Source organism: Klebsiella sp. MISC125, from assembly GCF_051131775.1.
Taxonomy (GTDB): domain Bacteria; phylum Pseudomonadota; class Gammaproteobacteria; order Enterobacterales; family Enterobacteriaceae; genus Klebsiella.
This window is the reverse complement of record NZ_CP180448.1, coordinates 5,477,524-5,499,708: the sequence shown is the minus strand read 5'-3', so window position 1 is coordinate 5,499,708 and position 22,185 is coordinate 5,477,524. Positions and strand designations below refer to the sequence as shown.

At 46.4% G+C, this 22,185-nt stretch carries 19 protein-coding genes and 1 tRNA gene; 6 read left to right on the top strand and 14 right to left on the bottom strand.

The genetic code is table 11. The features are described 5' to 3' along the window. Positions 1–3 precede the first annotated feature (3 nt). The 6 genes from ACMYSL_RS25750 to ACMYSL_RS25725 all read right to left on the bottom strand — a co-directional run bounded on the left by ACMYSL_RS25750 (position 4) and on the right by ACMYSL_RS25725 (position 5,530). Positions 4–828, bottom strand: a complete 825-nt coding sequence (locus ACMYSL_RS25750) for a phosphodiesterase (protein WP_434660387.1) — start codon at positions 826–828, stop codon at positions 4–6. A 10-nt stretch (positions 829–838) separates the two neighbouring features. Continuing rightward, positions 839–1,726, bottom strand: a complete 888-nt coding sequence (locus tag ACMYSL_RS25745) for a carbohydrate ABC transporter permease (protein ID WP_434660385.1) — start codon at positions 1,724–1,726, stop codon at positions 839–841. After that, positions 1,716–2,588, bottom strand: coding sequence for a carbohydrate ABC transporter permease (locus ACMYSL_RS25740; RefSeq protein ID WP_304255508.1), 873 nt, complete (start codon positions 2,586–2,588; stop codon positions 1,716–1,718). Before ACMYSL_RS25740 ends, ACMYSL_RS25745 begins: the two co-directional genes overlap by 11 nt. Before the next feature lie 181 nt (positions 2,589–2,769). Further along, positions 2,770–3,789: an NADPH-dependent aldehyde reductase Ahr gene (gene ahr / locus ACMYSL_RS25735; RefSeq protein ID WP_434660382.1), complete on the bottom strand. Its 1,020-nt coding sequence runs from the start codon at positions 3,787–3,789 to the stop codon at positions 2,770–2,772. 149 nt (positions 3,790–3,938) lie between these two features. Continuing rightward, a complete protein-coding gene (locus tag ACMYSL_RS25730) occupies positions 3,939–4,517 on the bottom strand; it encodes a class I SAM-dependent methyltransferase (RefSeq protein ID WP_434660380.1) in 579 nt (192 codons plus the stop codon). Continuing rightward, entirely contained in the window at positions 4,517–5,530 is a 1,014-nt protein-coding gene (locus tag ACMYSL_RS25725; RefSeq protein WP_434660378.1) for an HNH endonuclease, read from the bottom strand. Before ACMYSL_RS25725 ends, ACMYSL_RS25730 begins: the two co-directional genes overlap by 1 nt. 307 nt (positions 5,531–5,837) lie before the next feature. Between ACMYSL_RS25725 and ACMYSL_RS25720 the strand changes: the two genes are divergently transcribed. The 4 genes from ACMYSL_RS25720 (at position 5,838) to ACMYSL_RS25705 (ending at position 10,037) form a co-directional block, all read left to right on the top strand. Then, positions 5,838–5,922 (top strand) — tRNA-Leu (locus tag ACMYSL_RS25720). A gap of 198 nt (positions 5,923–6,120) precedes the next feature. Continuing rightward, entirely contained in the window at positions 6,121–7,374 is a 1,254-nt protein-coding gene (locus ACMYSL_RS25715) for a tyrosine-type recombinase/integrase (protein ID WP_316502897.1), read from the top strand. 196 nt (positions 7,375–7,570) lie between these two features. Further along, on the top strand, positions 7,571–8,632 hold the full coding sequence (locus tag ACMYSL_RS25710; protein ID WP_312069854.1) for a nucleoid-associated protein: 1,062 nt from the start codon (positions 7,571–7,573) through the stop codon (positions 8,630–8,632). 55 nt (positions 8,633–8,687) lie between these two features. Next, complete coding sequence (locus ACMYSL_RS25705; protein WP_316502896.1) at positions 8,688–10,037, top strand: hypothetical protein; 1,350 nt, start codon at positions 8,688–8,690, stop codon at positions 10,035–10,037. A gap of 60 nt (positions 10,038–10,097) precedes the next feature. Here the strand turns inward: ACMYSL_RS25705 and ACMYSL_RS25700 are convergent, their stop codons facing one another. The 6 genes from ACMYSL_RS25700 to ACMYSL_RS25675 form a co-directional block, all read right to left on the bottom strand. Then, positions 10,098–10,886: a retron system putative HNH endonuclease gene (locus tag ACMYSL_RS25700; RefSeq protein WP_097336608.1), complete on the bottom strand. Its 789-nt coding sequence runs from the start codon at positions 10,884–10,886 to the stop codon at positions 10,098–10,100. Then, complete coding sequence (locus ACMYSL_RS25695) at positions 10,873–13,410, bottom strand: N-6 DNA methylase (RefSeq protein ID WP_434660374.1); 2,538 nt, start codon at positions 13,408–13,410, stop codon at positions 10,873–10,875. Before ACMYSL_RS25695 ends, ACMYSL_RS25700 begins: the two co-directional genes overlap by 14 nt. Positions 13,411–13,452: 42 nt before the next feature. Further along, positions 13,453–13,641: a hypothetical protein gene (locus tag ACMYSL_RS25690; RefSeq protein WP_316502893.1), complete on the bottom strand. Its 189-nt coding sequence runs from the start codon at positions 13,639–13,641 to the stop codon at positions 13,453–13,455. A 4-nt stretch (positions 13,642–13,645) separates the two neighbouring features. Further along, a complete protein-coding gene (mads1, locus tag ACMYSL_RS25685) occupies positions 13,646–13,852 on the bottom strand; it encodes a methylation-associated defense system helix-turn-helix domain-containing protein MAD1 (RefSeq protein WP_316502892.1) in 207 nt (68 codons plus the stop codon). A gap of 949 nt (positions 13,853–14,801) precedes the next feature. Further along, entirely contained in the window at positions 14,802–15,011 is a 210-nt protein-coding gene (locus ACMYSL_RS25680; protein WP_434664268.1) for a helix-turn-helix transcriptional regulator, read from the bottom strand. Between the two features lie 107 nt (positions 15,012–15,118). Continuing rightward, a complete protein-coding gene (locus tag ACMYSL_RS25675) occupies positions 15,119–15,697 on the bottom strand; it encodes a hypothetical protein (protein WP_434660371.1) in 579 nt (192 codons plus the stop codon). 415 nt (positions 15,698–16,112) lie between these two features. Here ACMYSL_RS25675 and ACMYSL_RS25670 point away from each other — a divergent pair, with 415 nt between their 5' ends. Together ACMYSL_RS25670 and ACMYSL_RS25665 are read left to right on the top strand one after the other, a co-directional pair. After that, on the top strand, positions 16,113–17,030 hold the full coding sequence (locus tag ACMYSL_RS25670; RefSeq protein ID WP_434660369.1) for a hypothetical protein: 918 nt from the start codon (positions 16,113–16,115) through the stop codon (positions 17,028–17,030). A gap of 348 nt (positions 17,031–17,378) precedes the next feature. Then, positions 17,379–18,581, top strand: a complete 1,203-nt coding sequence (locus ACMYSL_RS25665) for an IS256 family transposase (RefSeq protein ID WP_434659316.1) — start codon at positions 17,379–17,381, stop codon at positions 18,579–18,581. A gap of 35 nt (positions 18,582–18,616) precedes the next feature. Here the strand turns inward: ACMYSL_RS25665 and ACMYSL_RS25660 are convergent, their stop codons facing one another. After that, positions 18,617–19,984: a hypothetical protein gene (locus ACMYSL_RS25660; RefSeq protein ID WP_434660367.1), complete on the bottom strand. Its 1,368-nt coding sequence runs from the start codon at positions 19,982–19,984 to the stop codon at positions 18,617–18,619. Further along, positions 19,984–22,071 (bottom strand): ATP-binding protein, encoded by a 2,088-nt coding sequence (locus tag ACMYSL_RS25655; RefSeq protein ID WP_434660365.1) that lies wholly within the window; start codon positions 22,069–22,071, stop codon positions 19,984–19,986. The genes ACMYSL_RS25660 and ACMYSL_RS25655 overlap by 1 nt, the downstream gene beginning before the upstream one ends. Between the last annotated feature and the right edge of the window lie 114 nt (positions 22,072–22,185).

The window sequence follows — 22,185 nt, the reverse complement described above, 5'->3', positions numbered from 1 at the left end:
CGATTAGCGATCTTCCGTTGGGCAGCTGATATTTTCGTCGTACATCCACGGTCCGGCGTAGTGGGTCAGCGGATGCTGGTAGCTCACCCACTGTTCGCCCACCTGGCGATGCATCAGGCACGACGCCGGGGAGAGGTCGTAATACGGACGGGTATCTTCATGAAAATAGGGCACCTGGTGGACGGTTCCCGGAATGGTGGAGATGATGGCCTGGCGATACTGCGTCATGGTCAGACTGTGGTTATGGCCGCAGAAAATGCGCGTCAGCGACGGGAAGCGTTCAACCAGCCCCAGCAGACGGTGGCCGTTCTCACAGGCGATAGGGTCCATCTGCGCATTGCCCAGCGGCAGCGGCGGATGATGCATAAACACCGTCGCCGGTTTATCGCCGCCGTCGAACAGCTGGGCTTCCAGCCATTTGATGGTTTCGTCGGTCAACCAGCCTTTCGACGTCCCCGCCCGGCTGGAGTCGATAAACAGCAGGCGAGTGGCAAAGTCATCTACTGCGTAATGCATGTTTTGCGCGTCGGTGCCGAGCTGCGGGCACAGCGGATGCAGGTATTCCAGAAACAGCGCTTTATCGTCATGGTTACCGGGAATGAGATACAGCGGATAGTTCAGGCTGCCGAGGATCTGGCGAGCGGCCTGATACTCTTCCGGGCGGCCGCAGTTGACGATATCGCCGCTCACCACCACCGCATCCGGGCGCTCCTGCATGGCATTTAGCTGGGAAACCACGTCGGCGTTGGCGGCGTTAACGTCAATAAAGCCGTACAGCTTCTGACCGTGGCTGCGGAAATGAGTATCGGAAATTTGCGCTAACAGCATGAATAACTCCTTATTTGATCCCGGAGAAGCCGAAGCTTCGCAGGAACTGTTTCTGGAAAAGGATGAATGCCAGCATCAGCGGCAGGCAGACCATCAGCGTTCCGGCACCGATGATGCCCCACTGACCACCGGATTCTGCGCCCATGGCGAAAGAGACCAGCCCTACGGTCAGCACCTGTTTATCCGGGTCGTTCAGCATCATTAGCGGCCACAGATATTCGTTCCAGTGGTAGGTAATGCTAACGGTGGCGAAGGCCAGTACCGACGGCCAGGACATCGGCAGCAGCACGCGAAACAGCACCTGCCACCAGCGACAGCCCTCCATCAGCGCCGCCTCCTCCAGCTCTTTAGGAATGGCGAGAAACGCCTGCCGCATCAGGAACACGCCGAACGCCGAGGTGAAGTAGGGCATCATCACCCCGGTAAGGGTATTGAGCAGGCCGAAGGTTTTCAGGGTCAGCATGTTCGGCACCATCATCACCACCGGCATGATCATCAACTGGACGAGGAACATCAGGAATAGCGTCTTCTTGCCGCGAAATTCGTGGCAGGCGAAGACGTAGCCGGCGGTGGTGATGGTCAACAGCTGCACAAAGAAGGTGCCGAAAGCGAAGATAATGGTGTTGGCGTAGAGGCTTAGCCAGTCGGCGCTGGCCCAGGCATCGCGAAAGTTATCCAGCGTCAGCGGTAACCGGGGCAGCAGGGAGGCCATATCCTCGCCGAAGGTAGTGGCGCTGAACGAGGTCGCCAGCATCCATAAAAATGGGCTCACCCACAGTAGCGCCAGGCAGCACATTAATACCGTGAGCGTAAAGGGCTGCGAGCGGCGCAGGCGCAGCCATAGCGGGCGTGATGCGCTTTGCGAACGCAGCACCAACGGCGAGATTTCAGCGCTCATAGTGCGCTCCTTTCTCCAGCAGTTTGAGGTTAATCAGCGAGAAGGCGAACAGCCCGGCCAGCGTCAGGAAGGTGGCGGCGGAGGCTTTACCTAAATCATGGGTGTCCCAGGCGAGATTCTGGATGTAGTAGAGCAGCACGGTGGTGGCGTTATCTGGCCCGCCGCGGGTCATCACCGCCACGTGATCGATCTGGGTGATGGAATAAATCAGTGCTGTGGTAATGACGAAGCTCAGGGTTGGGCGCAGCAGCGGCAGCGTCACTTTAAAGAACACCTGCGTTCGGGTAGCGCCTTCCATTATCGCCGCTTCGCGCGTTGATGCCGGGATGCTTTGCAGTCCGGCAAGGAAAAACAGCATGTAGTAACCGGCGAACTTCCATACGCCAATCAGCGACAGGGCCAGCAGCGCGCTATTACTGCGCCCCAGCCAGTTGTTATTCAGCGGGCCAAACAGCTTCGCCAGATAGTGATCGAGCAGGCCAAGGCCGGGCATAAAGATAAACAGCCATAGCGCGGCGGCGCTGACCATCGGGATAATCATCGGGAAGAAGAAGGCGGTGCGTAGCCAGCGGTTGACGCGGTGATTCTCGGTCAGGGCGACCGCCAGCAGCAGGGCGAGCGTTACGCCCGGCACTACCGTCAGCAGGATATAAAGCAGGTTATTCACCAGCGATTGCCAGAAGACGCTATCGGCGAACAGGCGACTGAAGTTCTCCAGCCCGACATACTGGCCGCCATCGCTGACCATGCGGGTATCGAACAGGCTGTCATAGACCGAACGCCCCAGCGGGAACCAGGTAAAGAGCAATAAAAACAACAGGGAAGGCGACAGTATCAGCCAGGGGAGCCAGGTTTTTCTCATGGTGGCAGACGTCTCGTTCAGGCGTTTGTAGAAGCCCGGATTTTGAGAAGGATTGACTGCAAAAGGATGGCGGGGAGATGACGGTTTAATGACCAGAGGGCGAAATACCGGGCAGACGGGCCGCCCGGCGGTGAAGTCCTGAGTCAGGAGCGTTCATGTCACGCCCCTGTCACGGATATCATTAGAAGTCGGCTTTCAGCACCACGCGGTAGCGAGCTTTGCCCTCGCGAACGTGCTTCAGCGCTTCGTTGATTTGCGACATCGGGAACAGCTCGGTGGTCGGTGCGACTTTGCTGCGTCCGGCAAATTTCATCAGCTTGCGCAGCTCGGACGGGTTACCGGTAGCCGAACCAGAGATGCTGCGGTCGCCACCGATCAGGGTAAAGGCGGGGACCGGGAAAGGCTTCATTACCGCACCGACGGTGTGGAAGTTGCCGCCGTACGCCAGCGCTTCAAAGTACGGCTGCCAGTCGAGGTCGACGGCAACGGTGTTGATGATCAGGTCGAACTGCCCGGCCAGCGCTTTTAAGGCTTCAGGATCGCGGCTGTTTACGACGCGATCGGCGCCCATTGCCAGCACTTCCTGCTCTTTCGCTGGATTTGAGCTAAAGGCGGTGACTTCCGCGCCCATCGCGTGCAGCAGCTTGATGGCGATATGGCCGAGGCCGCCAATGCCGATCACCCCGACGCGGCTGTTTGCCGTGACGTGATGCATCAGCAGCGGTTTGAAGACGGTTATGCCACCGCAGAGCATCGGTCCGGCGGATTCGATATCGACGTTTTCCGGCAGCGGGATCACCCATTGCCAGTCGGCGCGAAGTTTATCGGCAAAGCCGCCGCGGTTAATGATGGTAGGGACCGAGCCTTCCAGACAGTTGATCTGGTTGCCGCTGATGCAGGCATCGCAGTGGCCGCAGCTGCGCGCCGTCCAGCCGATACCTACTTTCTGGCCGATTTTAAGGCCCTTCTCCTGCGCCGCGCTGCCCAGCGCCGCCACGCGACCAATCACCTCGTGACCGGCTACCAGCGGATAGCTCGACATGCCCCATTCGTTGTCGATCATCGACAGGTCAGAGTGACAGATCCCGCAGTACTCCACCTGCACTTCGACATCTTCCGGCTTGAGGTCGTCGGCATCGTACTCCCACAGCGACAGATCGGCTCCCGCTTCTTTGGCGGCGTAACTTTTAATAGTGCTCATAACAGATTCCTTGGGTTTGGCGTAGTTTTGGCATCGTTAAGAAGGAAGTGTAGAGCATGAGGCGAGGGGACGCTTGGCAGAAGGAGGGGGAAGGGGGGTTGAGATTGCGCAAGATGACCTCTTCACAAAGGAGAAGTCATCTTGATAATTCAGCTTTTAAGCAACAGCGCGTTAAGCCAGATTTCGCTCCGTTCCGGGCGCTTATCCACCGTCTGCCACATTTTGGCGATACGGATATCCGCCTGCAGTTCGACCAGGGCCGTCAGACTCGCTTCATCGAGATCGGTAAAACGCCGACCGTCCTTTTCTCGCTCGCCTGAACCGTATTTGAATGAGACGTACCAGATGCCGCTCGGTTTAAGCGCCGTAGCCAGTTTCTGCATCACCCCGTCGAGTTCTTCGGCGGGAACGTGCAACAGCGAAGCGCAGCACCAGATGCCATCATAGCGCGCACTCTCCGTGATGCTTTGAAAGGTCGCCTGACGCACGGCCAGCCCGCTAAATTGCGCTGCTCGCTCAACCATTGCTGGTGAGGCATCAAAAGCCTCGACCCGATAGCCCATATCCGCAAAGGCTTTTGCATCGCGTCCGGAGCCGCATCCGGCATCCAGGATCAGTCCGTTCGGTTTAATCGCCCCGATAAAAGGCGCGTAAAGAGAGGTCATATCGACAGCCACGGTTGAAGCTACAAAGTTGTCAGCGTTCTGCTGGTAGTAATTGATTGTCATCAGAAAATATCCGTTCCGGCGGCCTGAGGTTCCCATTCATGAAGGAGCGTTATACGAGCAGTGTTCCAGATTTTGGCGAGAAAGTCATCGCGGCGGGCGGTCGTGTTACCGGTCTGACGGATTAAGGTTTCACGCAAGGGGAGGTGGCTGGTAATAAAATATTCGTTTCTGTCGCGCAAGCGGCGCAGCAGTTTTACCGACGGTACCCGCATAAACTTGCCATTTTCACCGCGATTACAGCTCTTACAGGCGAGAACCAGATTCCAGACGCCATTGATATTTGCTACCTCGCTACGCGCCGCCCAGGGGATAAAGTGATCAACATCGGCCAGGTTCTCATCCCCAGTTTCAAGACTAATTGGCGCATAGCAGTAAAAGCAGCGCCCCTTCTGATAGCCGTTCAGGCTGTCGCGACAGCTAGAGATAGCGACCCGTCGGGTATTCAGGGTGCTAAATAGCTGCTGTTCGGCGGCATCGTATTCTATGGCGATCAGGTTGCTGGCGATGCTCATGGCCCATGCCTGCTCCACCAGACGCCAGCGTGCGTCAGTTTCGTGGATCAGGTTCTGGTACTGCTGGCGCTCCGTCAGATAATAAAAGTTGTCGGTCAGGCGGATGCCTTTATGCGTTTTGCGCTCGTCGATAAAAAAGCGTTTGGCGATTTCACCCTGATTGACGTTATGAAACTTGTCCAGCACCACGCTAAAGCCGAGCTTTACCGTCGCAGCGGTGAGCTGCTCCTGGTTTATTTCATTACGATTGAAGCGGTTACAGGCACTAAGATACTGGCTTTTTGGAGAGGTGATCTGTTTGGGCGCGTGCCCAAGATGGCGACACAGATGCTGGCTGAACGGCACAGCCAGATCCTCAAGGCGTATCAGATCGCTACCGTCTCGACGGATATCGTACAGCGCATGAGCCAGCGCGAACTTATAGGAGGCGACGTTTTTGCCAAAAAGAATAATGCCGCGCCAGTAGTTCTCCAGCGTCGGTTCGATCTGATAGAAGCGCATTGCAGGTATCCTGTTTGGGAAAGTACAGGCGTTATTACGCGTACTAATAACAGGATCTGATAACAAACTGGCGAAAATGTAAACCGTATTGAGCCGTTTGCAGGATTTTGCGAGCAGACTCGGAGAAAAAGAACGTCGCTGGTGGGAGAGGGAAGGGGGCGTAGTTTGTATCGGGAACGTATTGAATGTTCGTCAAAATGCGGCTGGCGCTGTTTTTTTCAACACTTAGCGTGGCAATCGCACTCTGCTGCTTGCGCAGCAGCCAGCGACAGGTATAATCCACAACGTTTTCCGCATACCTTTCCGTGCCGGAGTGGCGAAATCGGTAGACGCAGTTGATTCAAAATCAACCGTAGAAATACGTGCCGGTTCGAGTCCGGCCTTCGGCACCATCGGAACATCAATAGACGTCAACGGACGTCTTTTTTTGTGCCTGAAATCCAGTATCCGCAAGGCTTTCCTCGCTTTTTCACTCAACCTAAGTCAACCTGATTCAATCTACATCAACTTACTGATGCGGGTACAACTGCGGGTATATCGCGGTTCGATAATGTTTGTACCCACACAGAACCCTTGAAAGGATACTCATCATGGCTCTGAGTGATGTGAAGGTTCGTTCGGCTAAGCCTGAAGCAAAAGCCTATAAACTTACTGACGGTGAAGGCATGGTTTTGCTGGTTCATCCTAACGGCTCCAAATACTGGCGGCTACGTTATCGCTTCGGTGCTAAAGAGAAGATGCTGGCGCTGGGGAAATACCCAGAAGTGTCATTGGCGGATGCCCGGGCACGCCGGGATGAGGCCCGTAAGCTATTAGCGAATGGTGTCGATCCCAGTGAAAACAAGAAAGCCGTTAAGGTAGAGCAGGAACAAGAGGCGATAACGTTTGAAGTGGTAGCCAGAGACTGGCACGCCAGCAATCAGAAGTGGTCTACATCGCATAGCGCTCGTGTATTGAAAAGCCTGGAAGATAATCTCTTTGCTGCTATCGGTAAGCGGAACATTGCGGAACTGAAGACGCGGGATCTGCTTGTCCCCATCAAGGCGGTGGAATCATCCGGACGACTCGAAGTTGCGGCTCGTTTGCAACAGAGAACTACCGCGATTATGCGCTTTGCTGTGCAGAGTGGGTTAATCGACTACAACCCTGCGCAAGAAATTGCCGGTGCGGTTGCTACGGCTAAAAGACAGCATCGTGCTGCACTGGAGCTTAACCGTATTCCTGAATTACTTCACCGCATCGATCGCTATTCTGGAAGGCCATTAACCCGACTTGCTGTCGAACTTACCTTGTTAGTTTTTATCCGTTCAAGCGAGCTGCGCTTTGCCCGTTGGTCAGAAGTAGATTTCGAAACGGCCATGTGGACTATTCCAGGTGAGCGTGAACTGCTGGAAGGCGTTAAACATTCTCAGCGTGGTTCGAAGATGCGGACTCCACATCTTGTTCCCTTATCGCGGCAAGCCTTAACTATCCTGGAAAAGATTAAAAGCATGAATGGGAATCGAGAGCTGATCTTTGTTGGTGATCATGATCCGTGTAAACCCATGAGTGAGAACACGGTGAACAAGGCTTTGCGAATTATGGGGTATGACACCAAAACGGAAGTCTGTGGGCATGGTTTCAGGACGATGGCGTGTAGTTCGTTGATTGAGTCGGGGCTTTGGTCGAGAGATGCGGTAGAGCGGCAGATGAGTCATCAGGAGCGTAGCTCTGTTAGGGCTGCCTACATCCATAAAGCGGAACATCTGGGGGAGCGCAGGTTGATGCTGCAGTGGTGGGCAAATTATCTGGATGCGAATCGGGAGAAGGGGGTGAGTCCGTTTGATTTTGCCCTAGTAATGTAAAAAGTCTAAGAAAGCGAGGCAGCTAATGCTGTCTCGATCATATTTTCATTATTTTATTTTGACGTTTATTCTGTCTGGGGCGAGGATAAGCTACGCCATAAGCTATGCAATACTGTTATCGTGTTTTCCGCCACGTTCTACGCTTAGGTAAGATGGCTCACGGTAGTAAATAAAAATACAATATTGAGAAATAAAAATGAGTTTTTTAACGGATGAAGAAATCAATGCATTATCAATAAAAAGGATGATTTTTCATGTGGTTGGCGGTGAGTTGGAAATCCCTGTTTTACTCAGCGAAATTTCCCCTCCGGAGCATGTTGATTTCTTTCTGGAACGTATCAAATCTGCAGTTAGTGGCAATATGTTTCATTTTAAGGAGTTGTCAAATACAGAGCGAATCCTGAGGATCATCAGGGAACATGCAGACACCGATATCGGCTGCTTTACTGAGCAATCCTCCTTATTGGCAAGCGATTTTCAGTCTCACCACCATACCAAGAATGCCAGTATGGGCGTTTTTTTCCTTTTTGAACTTCATACACTCAACGATGAGAAACTGTATGCGTTGATTAAGTATGACAATGAAGATGTAGTCCGTTATGTGCTGGATGTTGAAGGAGATGAGTTTCAGGTACCTAAACTCGAACGCTTTCGCGAAAGTTTCGTTAAAAAAGCCGAAGCCATGCAGAAAATCGCACTGGTACGGCTGAATGAAGATTTGCCGGGCGGATTAGTTGTCGTACGAGATCGCAGCAAACGTACTAACATCTCTGTCTATTTTGAACGATTTCTACAGGTTAAGCGCGTCAATGACCCAACTCAGCTCAGCGATAAGCTAGTTACTGTATTAAAAGATGTATATAAAAAGCATCGAAACTTACTACCTGAAGAGATCAAGCGCAGCGGAGTAAACAAAATTTATGAAACTTTACGCCATGGCGAACAGGATTTTAATACTGATGAAGCACTGCCATTGTTGACCCAGATTTTTGGTCCCTTGGAGGAAGAACACCCTCTGGTTAAGTATTTTTTTCGTAAAATAAAGGATTTAGGAATTTCAGGTGAATCTTTCCGCATCATTCCGGATAACATTCAGAAGCCCCGGAAGAGAAAACTGGAAACATTGGAAGATGTAATCATTATCTACGATGAAGACAATGCACCAGCAGTAGAAAATATGGAAGACGGGCGAAAACGAATTGTAATTGTGACGGCAGGATTGGTAACAGATGATATCGATATTGGAAAAAATCGGTAAGGCTATATGCCACTCACGACATTTATCTGACCTTGTGATCACAGAGGACCAGCAGGTGTCTATCCATAAGCTTTTTATTTCCGCCACAATGGATAGTGAATCCCTTGATTTATGGGGAGAAATAGTGGATGTACATGCAGAAGATCTCAAGATCGTTTTTATCGATGAGAGCAGAGATGTTATTCATCCGAGAGAGGGGGTCCCAGGGCAGAAGCACTACATTACCATCACTTATAATGAAATTCCGGGGCTACTGAGGCTTTTTACCTTAGAAGGATGGCGCACTTTTTTACTTCAAGATAGCAAACTCTGTCGGTACAAACATATTTATGGGCTGTTTATTACTGAAGGCTTTCAGACAATAAGCTGGTATGTGCATCCATGGAAGGAGATACAGCCGGTGAGTGCTGGTGATGCAACAGCTATCACTAAGCCTTCAGTAACAAAAAGTATCATCAAATGTTATTCAACAACTTTTCTTCCTCCAGATGCCATTGCCCCTTGGATACTTGAAACTTGTAGTGAGAAGACTGATGAAGCAATCAAGATATGGAAATTGCTAGGATGCCGAGAGTTGCTGAAATGTTTTGCAAATGAACTTTTTTTTGCTGACGAAATGATGGTGGGGCTTGCAGGAAAGCCTCCCAGAAAAATAGCATTCGGCGATGAGACGGCAGCATTACCTGCTTTTGATATTATCCAGGAAGCGGCAAAGTGGATTTTTCTAGAGGGGAATGAAACTGAGCTGAAACATACGTTTTTGTCCAGCGAGCTGGCTAGAGAGTGGCCTTCAGACCTGAACTTTTGTGAGGGAGTGATGCTTCGACTCTCATCAGCTTTGGAGTCTGCACGGTTAATGTATAAGGCCCATATCAGGACTGGTGGTAAAGATACTATGAAATCCTTGGGTGATTTGCGGAAAACGCTGGCTGAAGATACACAAAAGATCATTCAGCAATCCCGAGATTTGTCCTCTTCCCTATGGAAAGATATGGCTCTTGTAATTAGTGTCTTGGTTATTCGCTACAGTCTGGATGCAGTAAAATCAGTTGGTTTGCAAAATATTTACGCTTTGGTTTTTTGTGCTATTGCGGTTTATATAGTTATTTCCTATGGAATGTCTGTCTATATTAATAGGCAAACAATTTTATTGCTTGAAAGAGTTAGAACAACCTGGAGAACTAAATTATACGGATTTCTGGATGAGCAGGATTATCAGGAACTGGCTAGACAACCTGTAAAAGATGCGATGGGATCATACTGCCGTGTGGAAAGAATGACTTCTACTGTAGTGATCCTCTTAGTGGTCATTCTGTTAATTGCTGCATGCAGTGAGCTTTGGTCAATCAGCACATTTTACAGATCAGTTCACGCTTGGTTCTCTGAGCTAGCATCGCCCCTGTAGTCGATTCTGCACTCTGCAAGAGGCTGCCAAAAGCAGCCTCTCTAACTAGTTGAAAGTATGTTAAATAGGTTGGGCTAAAACAAGCTCGGCCTGCTGACCTAAATAATATCGTGTTGCACTAAAAAAAGAGGGCCAATCACCTGCTCCATTTTTTCTAAAGAGTGATATGGCAATAAATCTAACAGCTTGCTCTACCGTTTGTCCCTTCTTCAGCCTTTCTGTGATTAAAATGTTGAGATTATTTAGAATAGCCTTTCGAAATCTAATTAATCGAGGGGAATTTAAATTCAATTCTTTAATTGTTTGGTGCGCCATTTCAACACTTATACCAAATTCTAAACAGGAATCTTCATTTACGGAAATTTGCCCCGAAGAACGATGAAACTTCCAAATATTTAATTCAGGTAAGTTAAGTGGATTTAATATAATTGTATCTAAAATTTTGTCACTCTTTGGTACATCGCAAGAGTAATTTTTGGGATCAGCATCAAATCTTTGCCCTGGATTAACAACTTTACTTTGATTTCCGCCACAGCAAACAACTAACAAATTGCTCCATTCCAAAGCCCAATTAGGTTCTCCCTGTTCACGTTTAGATTTCGGGTGAAAATGCTCAATACGGCAGTCATCTAATGCCCCATTAGTTCCAGACATTAAATCCTGTTCACAATATGCACATAAATTACCTTGGTCCGTACGTAATTGTTGTAGAGTTTCTTGATATCTGGCAATGCAACAACGGAAAGCCTCTTCAATTGAATTTTTATCCCTCTCCCACAAAGCATTAGGATGAGTAGCTTTGAACACACCAAGTCGATTTGGCTCATCTAGCTTATTAATCTTTTTCATTGCCACGCTCGAACTCGCGAATTCGAATATCAGTTTCTAACTTTTGAAGCTCGTCTTCTGTCTGACCACCCCATTTATATAACTCTTTTTTGAGTTCTAATGCCTCATCTGTATCCCATTTGTCGGCCTCTACTAACTCCGTATAACGGTTTAGTTTTTTAACAATATCAAGGTGTTGGGCGCGATTGTTACCACCTAAAACATCTTCCAACATTCTTGAGCTTTCAGAACCATAAGTAGTAGTTCCTGTCACTAATTTTGCTTCGTTAGCATTGACGGAAACAATACGGATACAATCGGCTTTGATTGTTGTTAAGACTTGAGGACTATGTGTCGTGACAATAAACTGAATATTCTTAAACAGCTTAGTCAGGTCATTTAAAATCTTTTGCTGCCATCTAGGGTGCAAGTGAAGTTCAATTTCATCAATTAAAACGATCCCATTGACTGTTAGCGGTTTCGGCTTGGTAGGATTAAGTAAATAAGCACGTCTCACTAGGTCAATGGTCAGGGATACCATATTTCTATACCCTTCACTTAGTTGTTCCAATGTAAGCATTACGCACTCTCCCTGCTCATTTTTCCAATGAACCATAACATCGTTACTATTTTTGTCGAACTCCAAGCATGTAGCTCGATCAACAATCTGGTAAACAGCCTCTGAAACAAGTCTCTTAGCCGGATGAATGAATTTATGGTCTTTTAGTTCATCACGTTTTCGAAGCTCATCAACCTCTATTTTTGAAAACCAGTTCTTTAAGATGCCGTAGTTAACTTTAGCATCTAAAGCAAAGTCATAACCTTCCCCACGATTTTCTTTCTCGAATGGATTTATTGCAACTTTAGAACTGGTAGAAGTAAGAGCACGGTTAGTCCCATAATAAGCAATGAGTGGATATTCAGAGTGACTATCTACAAGATGAGTCGCGTAGCTAGTTAATGCTGATGTTCCTATCTTAGGGGGTTCGGAAACATCAACCCCCTTTGCCACAAGATCCCAACTTAAACTTGATGTTGTTTCAATCGATATTCGAGCATAATTTGCGATTCCTTTTGAACTTATATGGATATCTGATTTTTTTATTAGTTTTCCTTTAGCATCAGGCATAGCAGTAAGGAAAGGACCAAGGCCACATGCTAATGCTTCTAATATCGAAGTTTTCCCAACGCCGTTCTCACCAACCAATACATTTAAAGAAGGATGTATAGAAACTTTAAAGTCAGAGTATCCTCTAAAATTTTTTAAAGAAACCTCACTGATTTTGAGATCTTTACGTACATAAAGAGAGGGATCTAAATTAAAGTCTCTGTTTGCTATTTGGGTATGAGATGAACTAATACTAAATCGGCCATCTTTATGACAAGCCTCTACGATCTCATTTATATTTTTTGTTGTGAGGGTGTTTCGACCACGGGCAGGTTCGTAAAACAGTGAAGCATCTACAAATTTAATACTTCTGTCATTTATGTTACTTGTTCCTGAGTTGAGGACAAGAAGTACAGTTGAGATAGCCGTAGAGTAATAAATATTTTTAGGTAAAAGAATTACTTGTTCGATAATTCCGCGAGAGACTAAATACTCACGGACCTTTGCCTCAGAGCCTGCTCTTGTCAAAGCCCCAAGTGACATACCTACTAGTATCTTACCCCCCTCAGAAAGGGCTGGAAGCATTGATAATGTTATAAACCAATCACTTCTACTTTCTGGCAAGATTTCAGTAATATCCAGCCACTTATTACTGGTTTTATAGTAAATATTATTTCGAGTGGCTTTAGGAATTTTCATGCCAAAAGGTGGGAAAGAAACTATCAGATCATATTTATTTTCTTGATACAATGGTTGTGATAGTGAATCGCCGAAATAGTCTCGACCTTCTATTTTCCTGATGGTTCTACTTATTACTAGTTTAAAGTAAGCATCTCTATTAATTTCTTGAGTATCAATCCTAACTTTTTCAATACCAGTATTGGCAAAAGAAAATGCTGTGTTTCCAGCACCTGCAAATGGGTCACATATTGACTTTGGTTGATAACTCAATCCTAATATTTTAACCAATAAGTTGATGTCTCTAGGGGTATAAAACTCACCTCCTGACTTACCTTCATTCTCGGCAAAAAGTAAATCCAGTTCTGACAAAGAAAGCGACGCTATTGCAGGGGTTTTATTGAGTAGACCATCTCTAATTGCATAACGAACAAAAGACTCATCAATATTGGCAAATGAACGGAGTGTGTTTTCTAAATAATCAATTAAGAATTTAGATACGTCGCTATGAATCAATCCAAGTTGAACGGCATAGTTTACAAGATCGTAGGAATACTGGGCGATGACATTAAAAGAGTCGAACCTTTCTGCCTCAAAATGCTGACCTGTATTGGATTGAAGATAGCGTACGAAGAAGATTGAATACGCTAATGAGCGATAATTAGATATAGGTGATGCTCCTCGAACATAATCAAGGATCTTCCATATTTCTTTTGCCTGAGCTTTAGCAAGTTCTAGTTCTTCATGGTCATTTATCATTATTTATCTCATTTTAAAACGTAATAGATAGCCCAAAATCCTTTAGATATTCATATTTTTATTCTGCTTCATCATGTCGAAAATCAGCTCAACATAACTTGCCATAACTTGTGGATCCTTGAGCAACGTTCGGGCGATATCACCTTCTTTCAGTAGAGCTTGCACAACGGCTTGCTTCACTGCATGTGGCAAGTGGCCTTTGAGGGCTACCGACTTTTCAAGTTTATCCACTTGATCAACCACGATTGAATTTTGTGATACTCGGGTAGCTTTGAGTCTTCTGACCTTCAATCCACATATCTAAATCCTCTCGTTTGAAGCGCCATGAGCCTCCAACCTTAAATCCCGGCAATTTGCCTTCGCTAGTCAACCTATACGCTGTTTTTTCTGCCAACTTTAAGTAAGCCACCACATCTTTCAAGGTTAAAATTTTGTCATTCATTTCAGCTAGTTAGCCCTACAAAATTCGGCAGAGAATACTAATGATGAGAGAATATGGGAAAATTGGGGAATGAACAATACTGAAGGTTCGTATTTAACATCATTAGACTACTCCCCTTGTACATTTTAAGTGGGGTATTACGATCCCAGATCAACGTGCATAATTCTTATCAGCCTCTGCTTTTTCCTAACTTTCATCTCCGGCTGCATATGCGTTTAGTTCAACGATTGCTTGCCGCTAACATAGAGCTGGTCGTGTTTGAACCAGGATTTCCTGGTGTTAACTTGCAGCTACGTGAGGGCAGTTTCGCACTTTGACTGACGCTTGCTCTAATTGTTACATCGGTAGAGGCATACTAGCTCAGTGAGTTGGTGGCAAGAAAGCATTTCAGTTTTTTCATGATGCTATATCTACTGGGCGGCTGAAGTCTCAGGTACTACATGCCATACAATAGCGTTCACCGTGGTAATCGTCGCTACAATGCCAGTCTGCTTTGAGTATCTGCCACGTAAAAGCGTAACTTACGAATTCGTCTGGCTGCCTTTGCATCAAGATTTGCATAAAGCATTTTCGCCGCCCTCTGTCAGTGTGTTGGTCACTGTTCAAACTACGGGCGTTCCGTGTCGTACTCATAATGGTATTGCAGTGTGTTTTCACAAAAGTGGCAGGTATAGCGGTTGTTGGGAACCGTTTGTACGATACTGGCCTCGATTAGGCGATCGATTACCATCGAGAGCAATAAAGGATTTTGCGGACATAGTATTGTTCTTTACCGCCAGACGACGCGCAGGTGTGGTCAATCCCGATACGGGCAGACTGGCGGGTTTATCAAGTTAAGGGCGTTTTACGGGGGACTGGCAATATCTGGTGAATTACAATGATTAGCGCCAGAAGTAGTCGGGAAGTGAAGTGGGCTTATTACGATGAAATTCAGAGCGAGCTGGTCGTATCAGCAGCCGCGTGAGACCGCTATACGTTGTAGAAGCCATGATTCAACTTCACTCCGTCGCCAACGAGAGCTGCGACCCAGCTTAATTGGCTTCGGGAACAGTCCATCTTTTATCAGCTTGTAGAACCATTTATCTGTTAACCCTGTAAGCTTAGTGATGAATCGCATATCCACCAGTTGGTCATCAAGTAAAGAAATATGTTTTGTCATGATGCTGTCTTCCATTGTGGGATTATCCTGAACTGGTGGGTGATTGCTCGTTACCACCAGCCCTTCCACATCAATGGATTGATACGTAAAAAAGTGCAGAACGTGATTTACACCGTGCGAGGACGCCCCAGTCCGCTGGGCGATGGTACCTCACTGGCCCCGTAATGATAATGACCGTCCTTTTGCTCTTCTTTGGCGAGATAGCTGATGATGTAGCGCAGGTTATCGATGGCTTCGGTATCATCGTAGTTCACCGGCCTATCAATACTGACGTCATAAGTGGGTTTGTATTCGCAGCGGTTGTAATAGCCTTCTCGTTGCGTTGTTTCCCGCCATATTATTCCGACTCTCTCAGCTATTGGGTAGGTAGCCTGATTAAGGTGCCTGTCGAGATAGAACACGAAATGGGCATGGCACCCGTGGTCTAGAGAGTTCTCGAGTATCCAGAAATATCCTGCCAGATTTGTATACTGTAGTGTGCGTTCAACCAGCATACGTACTTCTTGCTCTGTTTCGTTCCATGAATAATGTTTATAGCGTTCTGTACCTTTCTGATAGAACAGGTCGAGTCTGAGTGCCTGTATTCGGGAGTATCGCTTCAGTAGCTGATTCAGGTGGTCATTGAGTAGAGACAGTAGAAACCAGTTCATCGTGTATCTGGAATTAAAAGGGTAAGGTGTGTGCATTGATTTATCCTTTGTCAGGTGGAGTACAAAGGATTGGGATGAGATGTAATTTTTAAGAGAAGCAGGGATACGGCAGATAAAGGGAACTGTGTATCTAGGGGAATACAGGCAGGGTTGCTTGTTGGGGGGAAGGAACTGTGAACAGGGAGGTATAGAAACAGGGAGTTCCCTTAATTATACTAAAAACCCAAATGTTCATATCTGCTGTTGAACGATTCTAATGAGGTGAGTAGAGGAGATTCGTAGAGTAAAAACCACAGGAATAATGCAGTAAAAAGTCATGAAATTATCACAATAAAATCAGTAAGATATCATTAAAAAATCAGTCATCCCTCAGCCTGTGACCCGCCTCCCTCTACCTAAAAGATGCTCATGCTAATCTGTGTTCGGGAGCCAGAATTAGAGGGAAGAGACGATGTTGCATTACGATATGATCCGCTATGAGATAATGTACCTAAAAATGTTGGATAAGTTTTTCGATTCAGATCACTCGTTACTGTGCAGTACTTATGATACGCCGGATGATTTTCGACGCTTGATCTCTCGGATACTTGAACGGCATTTTCCTGGCGATCAGAACAGAATCAAAGTTGCGCGGAAAACACTTAAAGAATGGGCCGATCTGCAACTGATTGATAAAGATTATTTTGATTGTTTCAAAGGTACACCAAGAGCATCGTGGTTTGCTCACCATTATATTTTTGAATACCCAGTATTATCTGCAGGGCTGATGCTTGGTGGGTTGGGGAATGACGTCGGTTGTTCTGGTAGTTTTAATTCTCTTCTAATGGACGATAATATCTTCACAAATCTTGATTTCTCTAATTTGAATATCGACCTGGAAGATATTGATTGGGGCCTGATAACAAATCCGCAGGTCACTGCTTCGAAAAAACCGAAACGCGTTTTCTCCCGATTTTATCTGAACGCGGGAGCAAGTACCGATCTGTACAACCCCACTCCGGTAACTGAGCGTGAACAGATCAACGGTGTGATGAGGTACATTGATGAAGCTCCATGCTCACTTGGAGATAAGATCTCTTATTTCAGAAAACTGCATGAGTGCTGGCTTGAGCAATATGATTTTTTTCTGACAGATTTTGACTGGATGTCACGTGATGATGAAACTCAGTTAGTATATCTCTGGGACTATCTCAAAGGAAAAGGACGAATAGCGGGCTATCTTCGCCCTTATAATACGTCTATGCGTTATGACATGATTATTGCGGCTATAGATGTGTGGAATGTCCAACCTGAAGAGAAGCTGGAGTTTATTGAGAAGATGAAACATGCCTGGCAGTCATCAAAATCTTATCGGCGATCTGCTAAATAGCGTTGTGATCTCAGTGGTCACTTCGTCTGATTTCTCATTGTGAAGGATTAATATGGCGAGGTATGGAAGCTGGAGCGGTTGCATGGTTACTAGAGTGTCTACTTCTGGCTCGAAGCGTATAAGCTAACTGAGTTGAAGATCCGCTGTGAGCGAGGAGCGGAAGTTTGGAATGCATACTTACTTCGATGCGTGTTAAGCAATGGGGAGCAGGTCAGAATAGTTAAAACATTATACAAGCAAGGCCATTTCTGGCCTTAGCTTTAGATTATCTAAACTATAAGTATTATTTTGGGGAGTGTTAGAAATTCTGTGTCATTCCAGTAATATACAATCAAAAAGGAATGACACATGTCCCAGCCCTTCGATTTCGACAAAGCGCTTAAAGCACTCCAGTCCGGTCAGGCATTAACCGGCAAAGATGGGATCTTAACGCCTTTAATCAAACAGTTAACCGAAGCTGCTCTTTCTGCAGAGCTTGACTCCCATCTGGCTCAGGATGTTGAAGCCAACCGTAAAAACGGCACAGGCAAAAAGACCATTAAAGCCCCGACCGGCCCCTTCGAGCTGACGACTCCGCGTGATCGTAATGGCACTTTTGAGCCTCAGCTAGTGAAAAAGCATCAGACCACGCTGTCTGATGAGATAGAGCGTAAGATCATTCGCCTGTTCGCGCTGGGGATGAGCTACCAGGACATCAGCCGGGAGATTGAAGATCTTTATGCTTTCAGTGTTTCCAGCGCAACTATCAGCGCCGTCACCGATAAAATCATTCCTGAGCTAAAACAATGGCAGCAGCGCCCGCTGGAGAAGGTTTATCCCTTCGTCTGGCTGGACGCCATTCACTATAAAATCCGGGAGGATGGTCGTTATCAGAGCAAAGCGGTTTATACCGTGCTGGCGCTTAATCTGGAAGGCAAAAAAGAAGTTCTGGGTCTGTATCTGTCAGAAAGTGAGGGCGCGAACTTCTGGCTGTCGGTTTTAAGCGACCTGCAAAATCGTGGGGTTGAAGATATTCTGATTGCCTGCGTGGATGGATTGACCGGTTTTCCGGAAGCGATAAACAGTATTTATCCGCAGACGGAAGTTCAGCTATGTATTATTCATCAGATACGTAACTCGATTAAATATGTGGCGTCAAAACATCATAGAGCGTTCATGGCTGACCTGAAGCCAGTCTATCGCGCGGTATCGAAAGAAGCGGCAGAAACGGCGCTGGATGAGCTGGAAGCAAAATGGGGCCAGCAATATCCGGTGGTGCTCCAGTCGTGGCGGCGCAAGTGGGAAAACTTGTCAGCGTACTTCCGCTATCCGGCAAATATCCGCAAGGTCATTTACACCACGAATGCGATTGAATCGGTACATCGCCAGTTCAGAAAGCTGACCAAAACCAAAGGCGCTTTCCCGAATGAAAACAGCCTGTTGAAGCTGCTTTATCTGGGTCTGATGAATGCCCAGGAAAAATGGACAATGCCCATCCAAAGCTGGAATTTGACATTGTCGCAGTTAGCCATTTATTTTGATGGGCGACTGAATGAAGTGATGACGCTGTAGAATTTTTAACGTGACACAGAATTCTGAACGCTCTCTTATTTTGTGTCCAGACCACCACGTACCAACAAATTCAGTACCTGCCCACCAGGCACGAGGCTAATTGATGCATGTCTGTGTGCAAGAGCCACTGGCACAATCGCATTGTCATATAGGTCCATTTCAAAATGTCTAATAAGATCACATGCACGTTGCACTTGGTCACCGTATCGCTCAATTTCAACCTTAGCTAGTGCAAATGCTCGCCCACCACCATTATGATTTTTATCCTGAAATGGGTATGGAAGCGCGAAATTGAACATACGACCTCTCTCGGTCTTAAACAAAAAATCTTGCCCATAGTAGGTTTCATTACCAAAATTGGCCGAGGGATTGTCTGAACCCGTAATGTAGGTATTGCGATAATCATCATCAACCACGCGCAACATCCCATCACTAAGAAAACGTTCAAGCAAAAGCGCATGGTTCATCAGTCCCCCTGTCTTTTGCAATCCAATGACTAACATTGATTTCAAGTTAAGCTCGGCAAGCCGCGTATTTACTTTATATATAAGCGATTGTAAACGAAATGAAAGTTTCGCTGGCTCACCAAATAAGGCGAGAGGTCCATCAAGAATAAATGCGATGTCTGATAACGCCCCTGGGTGAACTTCGAATACCTGAAGAATGTATGCACCAAGCATGAGATGCTCAATTGCGTTCATCATCCTCGTCATTGCACTGCTGTTATCACCATAGTCACTAATTCCTTCATGCAGACGCAACCAATCTGTAATAAATACATCAGTGCCACAATCAGGACATTTTTCAATGTCTTTTTCAGCAAATTCAAAACAAAAATCATGTCCACATGATGGACAAGCCTTAATCGAAATAGTCGTTCCAACTAATTCTCTTAAGGTATTGGTCAGTTGCATTGGGGCCTGATTGTCACCACGATTAGCTTGCATTTGGTCAAACAAAGCATGCCGAAAACCATGTTTTACACTAGTAATACCCTTGTATCGAATATTGCTTCCCGGCATTGTGAATGTTACCGGAGATGCTGAGCGATGCATATCAGCCACTTTAAACGGATCTGCAAAATGGCTTGTTGGATCCAGCAAACCAGCGTAAGCATCCATATTAATTAAGATATGACTTACTTTTAAGAATCCGATCTGAGTGCTTGGTAACTTATCATTAATAGGTGTATCGCTCTTACTCGCATCGGAAGCCACCACAAATTTTGGGAGTTGTGGTGGCATACGAAGGGGAGCTGCTTGAAAACGTGATGCCAGAGCTAACGCTTCTTCATCAGATGGTTGGCGCAGGTAATCACAATTCGAAAGAAAGCTCTGCACATCTGGATTACGCACAAAATCTGCATGCCCACCTTTTCCAGCACTTTCACGCATATAAGGCATTAGAAACCTACCTTATTTTTATGTCCGACTATCTGTGATATCTGAGCCTTGATATCATCCGGAGTGAATCTTTTAATTTGAGTTGGAATAACAAATGGGGCTGATAGTGTTTTTATACGCGCGAATCCTACATCTTGGGCACTTTTAAGAGATGGTAGGAAATCCTTAAAATCATAAAATTTTCCTAATGTTTTCAGCTCGTCATCATTGTTTAGATGAGTGACGAACCAATTTTCTGTGTTGGCTAAGATATTAGGATGAACAGATGATGGCTCCTGAGTTGCATACACAAAAGCTATTCTCGCTTTTGCGCCCTCTTTGGCAATACGAGGCCATGTCGAATCAAGATTAGCTTGCTTCCCAACTAAATTATGAGCTTCTTCAACATAAAGCACTATATTTTGCGGTATTTTTCCATGATTTAGAGCTTCCATTTGGCGTTCAAAAATTTGTCTAGCAATCCTCTCAGACAGGACCTTTCGTATTTCTACTGGGCCAGCTGACAAATCGAGAATTACAATCTTGCCAGAATCGAGATACTGCACAATTTCTGTCGTGACATCTTGAACACGACGAGGAGAGTGGTAAGAGCGATATTTTTGTATTGCACGCCAGCCACCAAATGATTGTTTCCTGCTTGTTTCACGGGCCAGCATATTCAGCATTGACTCAAGTAGTGGATCAACCCAAGAATTTCCTGGTGTGGAGGATTGTAATCCTATTGTAGCCATTCCTTTTTCTGCCTGCTGTTCCCGCAAACCGAGGTTGATCATTCGAATCTGCTCAAACCATGCTGAAGCTTCAGCTGGAGATATTTTGTCAGACGCAGGAGGAACAACCTCAGGGTTTTCCTGCGAGCGTTGGAACGTATTCATCCGCTTAATAAGGGCTTGTGGGATAGGTACTTCTACCTTTAGTCCTGAAGGAACAGGATAACCTGCCCGCGATAAAATACATTGAAAAACAGAAAGGTGGCGCTTCCAACGAGTGTGATCACCCTTTTCTGACAAATCAGGTTCTTCGAGTGTCGCAGACATGAATGCATCTAGATCCTGACCTGAGAATGGGGATTTCTCTTGTTTGAAAAGCGCTTGAATCAAACTCAGCGCTTGCCCAGGGTCTGAATAGAAATTCATCCTCAGATCTTCGAATCCTGGTGTTTCAAGAGCGCGATAACGGATAACCCGCTCACCAAAAACATCAGCAATCGAGCTACCATCATCCTGATGATTAGCATTTGCATATTCACCATTTATATCGAAAACAAGCTGTCCAATGTTGATGTTTGATTTCATAGCAGCTAAGGCAACAGCCGAAACTGTCGTCTTAACAGTATTTGATTTACCGGTGCGAGTCATGCCAAGCACGGCGGTACGGCGAGCCAAAAAATCGGCTGGCTGGATTTCCACCCGAACTGACTCACCACTGTCGCGTTGTAATCTATTCGTAGATGTATATCGAACGGAACCAATTTCAATGGGTTGAGGTACGTCGCTAAAACCGGCCTTCTTAGCTTCATCAGCTGCTTTCGCTCTAACTTCTGGATTCACATGATTGACTATCCTAGCCAAAACATCCCCTCGGGGCTTGTATGCTCGCATACGAGGCAAACTCATAAATGTTTCAACATCACTACCGAGGCGTAGTTGATCATCTTGCATAAAAAAGGTTCCCAATACTCGGCAACGCAACCCACCCCACTGTAATTCGCTACGAGTCATTGGATCGAGTCCATCATTACTATCATTGGGTAACTTTTCTTCTGCCCTCCGACGCTGATGGTGCTCAATGCGAGTACGGACCATATCAGCATCCTGTGGTAATGCAGCAGGTTCAATTACACGAAGTAATACAACTTCTTGGTCTATAATGGGGGCAGTGTTGATTCGGCTAGGATTGAAGCCTGCCGCGACTAAAAATGAGTTATGGGCTAATCCATTGATTGCATGCTTAAAACTGTCGTTGGTTTGTACATAAGCCTCGTCATAGCGGAGGTTGTATACGTATCCAACAAAAGACTGATCGACATCACCAATCAATTGACTGAGTGGATGATTCGCAGTGACTTGGTTAATAATGCTATGCATGGCTGACACCTTCCCTAAGCTATTGTCATTTTTACTGAGTATGTTGATGTGAAGTTGAATGCCCGGCAAAACAACAACAGATAAAAGTACTGGCCAGCATTCAATGGGTAAGTT

What these genes read in the sequence shown, in the direction of transcription:
- ahr (WP_434660382.1), bottom strand. Translation starts at nt 3,789, where the DNA reads ATGAGCACTATTAAAAGTTACGCCGCCAAAGAAGCGGGAGCCGATCTG.
- ACMYSL_RS25710 (WP_312069854.1), top strand. Translation starts at nt 7,571, where the DNA reads ATGAGTTTTTTAACGGATGAAGAAATCAATGCATTATCAATAAAAAGG.
- ACMYSL_RS25725 (WP_434660378.1), bottom strand. Translation starts at nt 5,530, where the DNA reads ATGCGCTTCTATCAGATCGAACCGACGCTGGAGAACTACTGGCGCGGC.
- ACMYSL_RS25695 (WP_434660374.1), bottom strand. Translation starts at nt 13,410, where the DNA reads ATGATAAATGACCATGAAGAACTAGAACTTGCTAAAGCTCAGGCAAAA.
- ACMYSL_RS25700 (WP_097336608.1), bottom strand. Translation starts at nt 10,886, where the DNA reads ATGAAAAAGATTAATAAGCTAGATGAGCCAAATCGACTTGGTGTGTTC.
- ACMYSL_RS25750 (WP_434660387.1), bottom strand. Translation starts at nt 828, where the DNA reads ATGCTGTTAGCGCAAATTTCCGATACTCATTTCCGCAGCCACGGTCAG.
- ACMYSL_RS25665 (WP_434659316.1), top strand. Translation starts at nt 17,379, where the DNA reads ATGTCCCAGCCCTTCGATTTCGACAAAGCGCTTAAAGCACTCCAGTCC.
- ACMYSL_RS25730 (WP_434660380.1), bottom strand. Translation starts at nt 4,517, where the DNA reads ATGACAATCAATTACTACCAGCAGAACGCTGACAACTTTGTAGCTTCA.
- mads1 (WP_316502892.1), bottom strand. Translation starts at nt 13,852, where the DNA reads ATGAATGACAAAATTTTAACCTTGAAAGATGTGGTGGCTTACTTAAAG.
- ACMYSL_RS25670 (WP_434660369.1), top strand. Translation starts at nt 16,113, where the DNA reads ATGTTGCATTACGATATGATCCGCTATGAGATAATGTACCTAAAAATG.
- ACMYSL_RS25715 (WP_316502897.1), top strand. Translation starts at nt 6,121, where the DNA reads ATGGCTCTGAGTGATGTGAAGGTTCGTTCGGCTAAGCCTGAAGCAAAA.
- ACMYSL_RS25745 (WP_434660385.1), bottom strand. Translation starts at nt 1,726, where the DNA reads ATGAGCGCTGAAATCTCGCCGTTGGTGCTGCGTTCGCAAAGCGCATCA.
- ACMYSL_RS25680 (WP_434664268.1), bottom strand. Translation starts at nt 15,011, where the DNA reads ATGACAAAACATATTTCTTTACTTGATGACCAACTGGTGGATATGCGA.
- ACMYSL_RS25655 (WP_434660365.1), bottom strand. Translation starts at nt 22,071, where the DNA reads ATGCATAGCATTATTAACCAAGTCACTGCGAATCATCCACTCAGTCAA.
- ACMYSL_RS25740 (WP_304255508.1), bottom strand. Translation starts at nt 2,588, where the DNA reads ATGAGAAAAACCTGGCTCCCCTGGCTGATACTGTCGCCTTCCCTGTTG.
- ACMYSL_RS25660 (WP_434660367.1), bottom strand. Translation starts at nt 19,984, where the DNA reads ATGCCTTATATGCGTGAAAGTGCTGGAAAAGGTGGGCATGCAGATTTT.
- ACMYSL_RS25675 (WP_434660371.1), bottom strand. Translation starts at nt 15,697, where the DNA reads ATGCACACACCTTACCCTTTTAATTCCAGATACACGATGAACTGGTTT.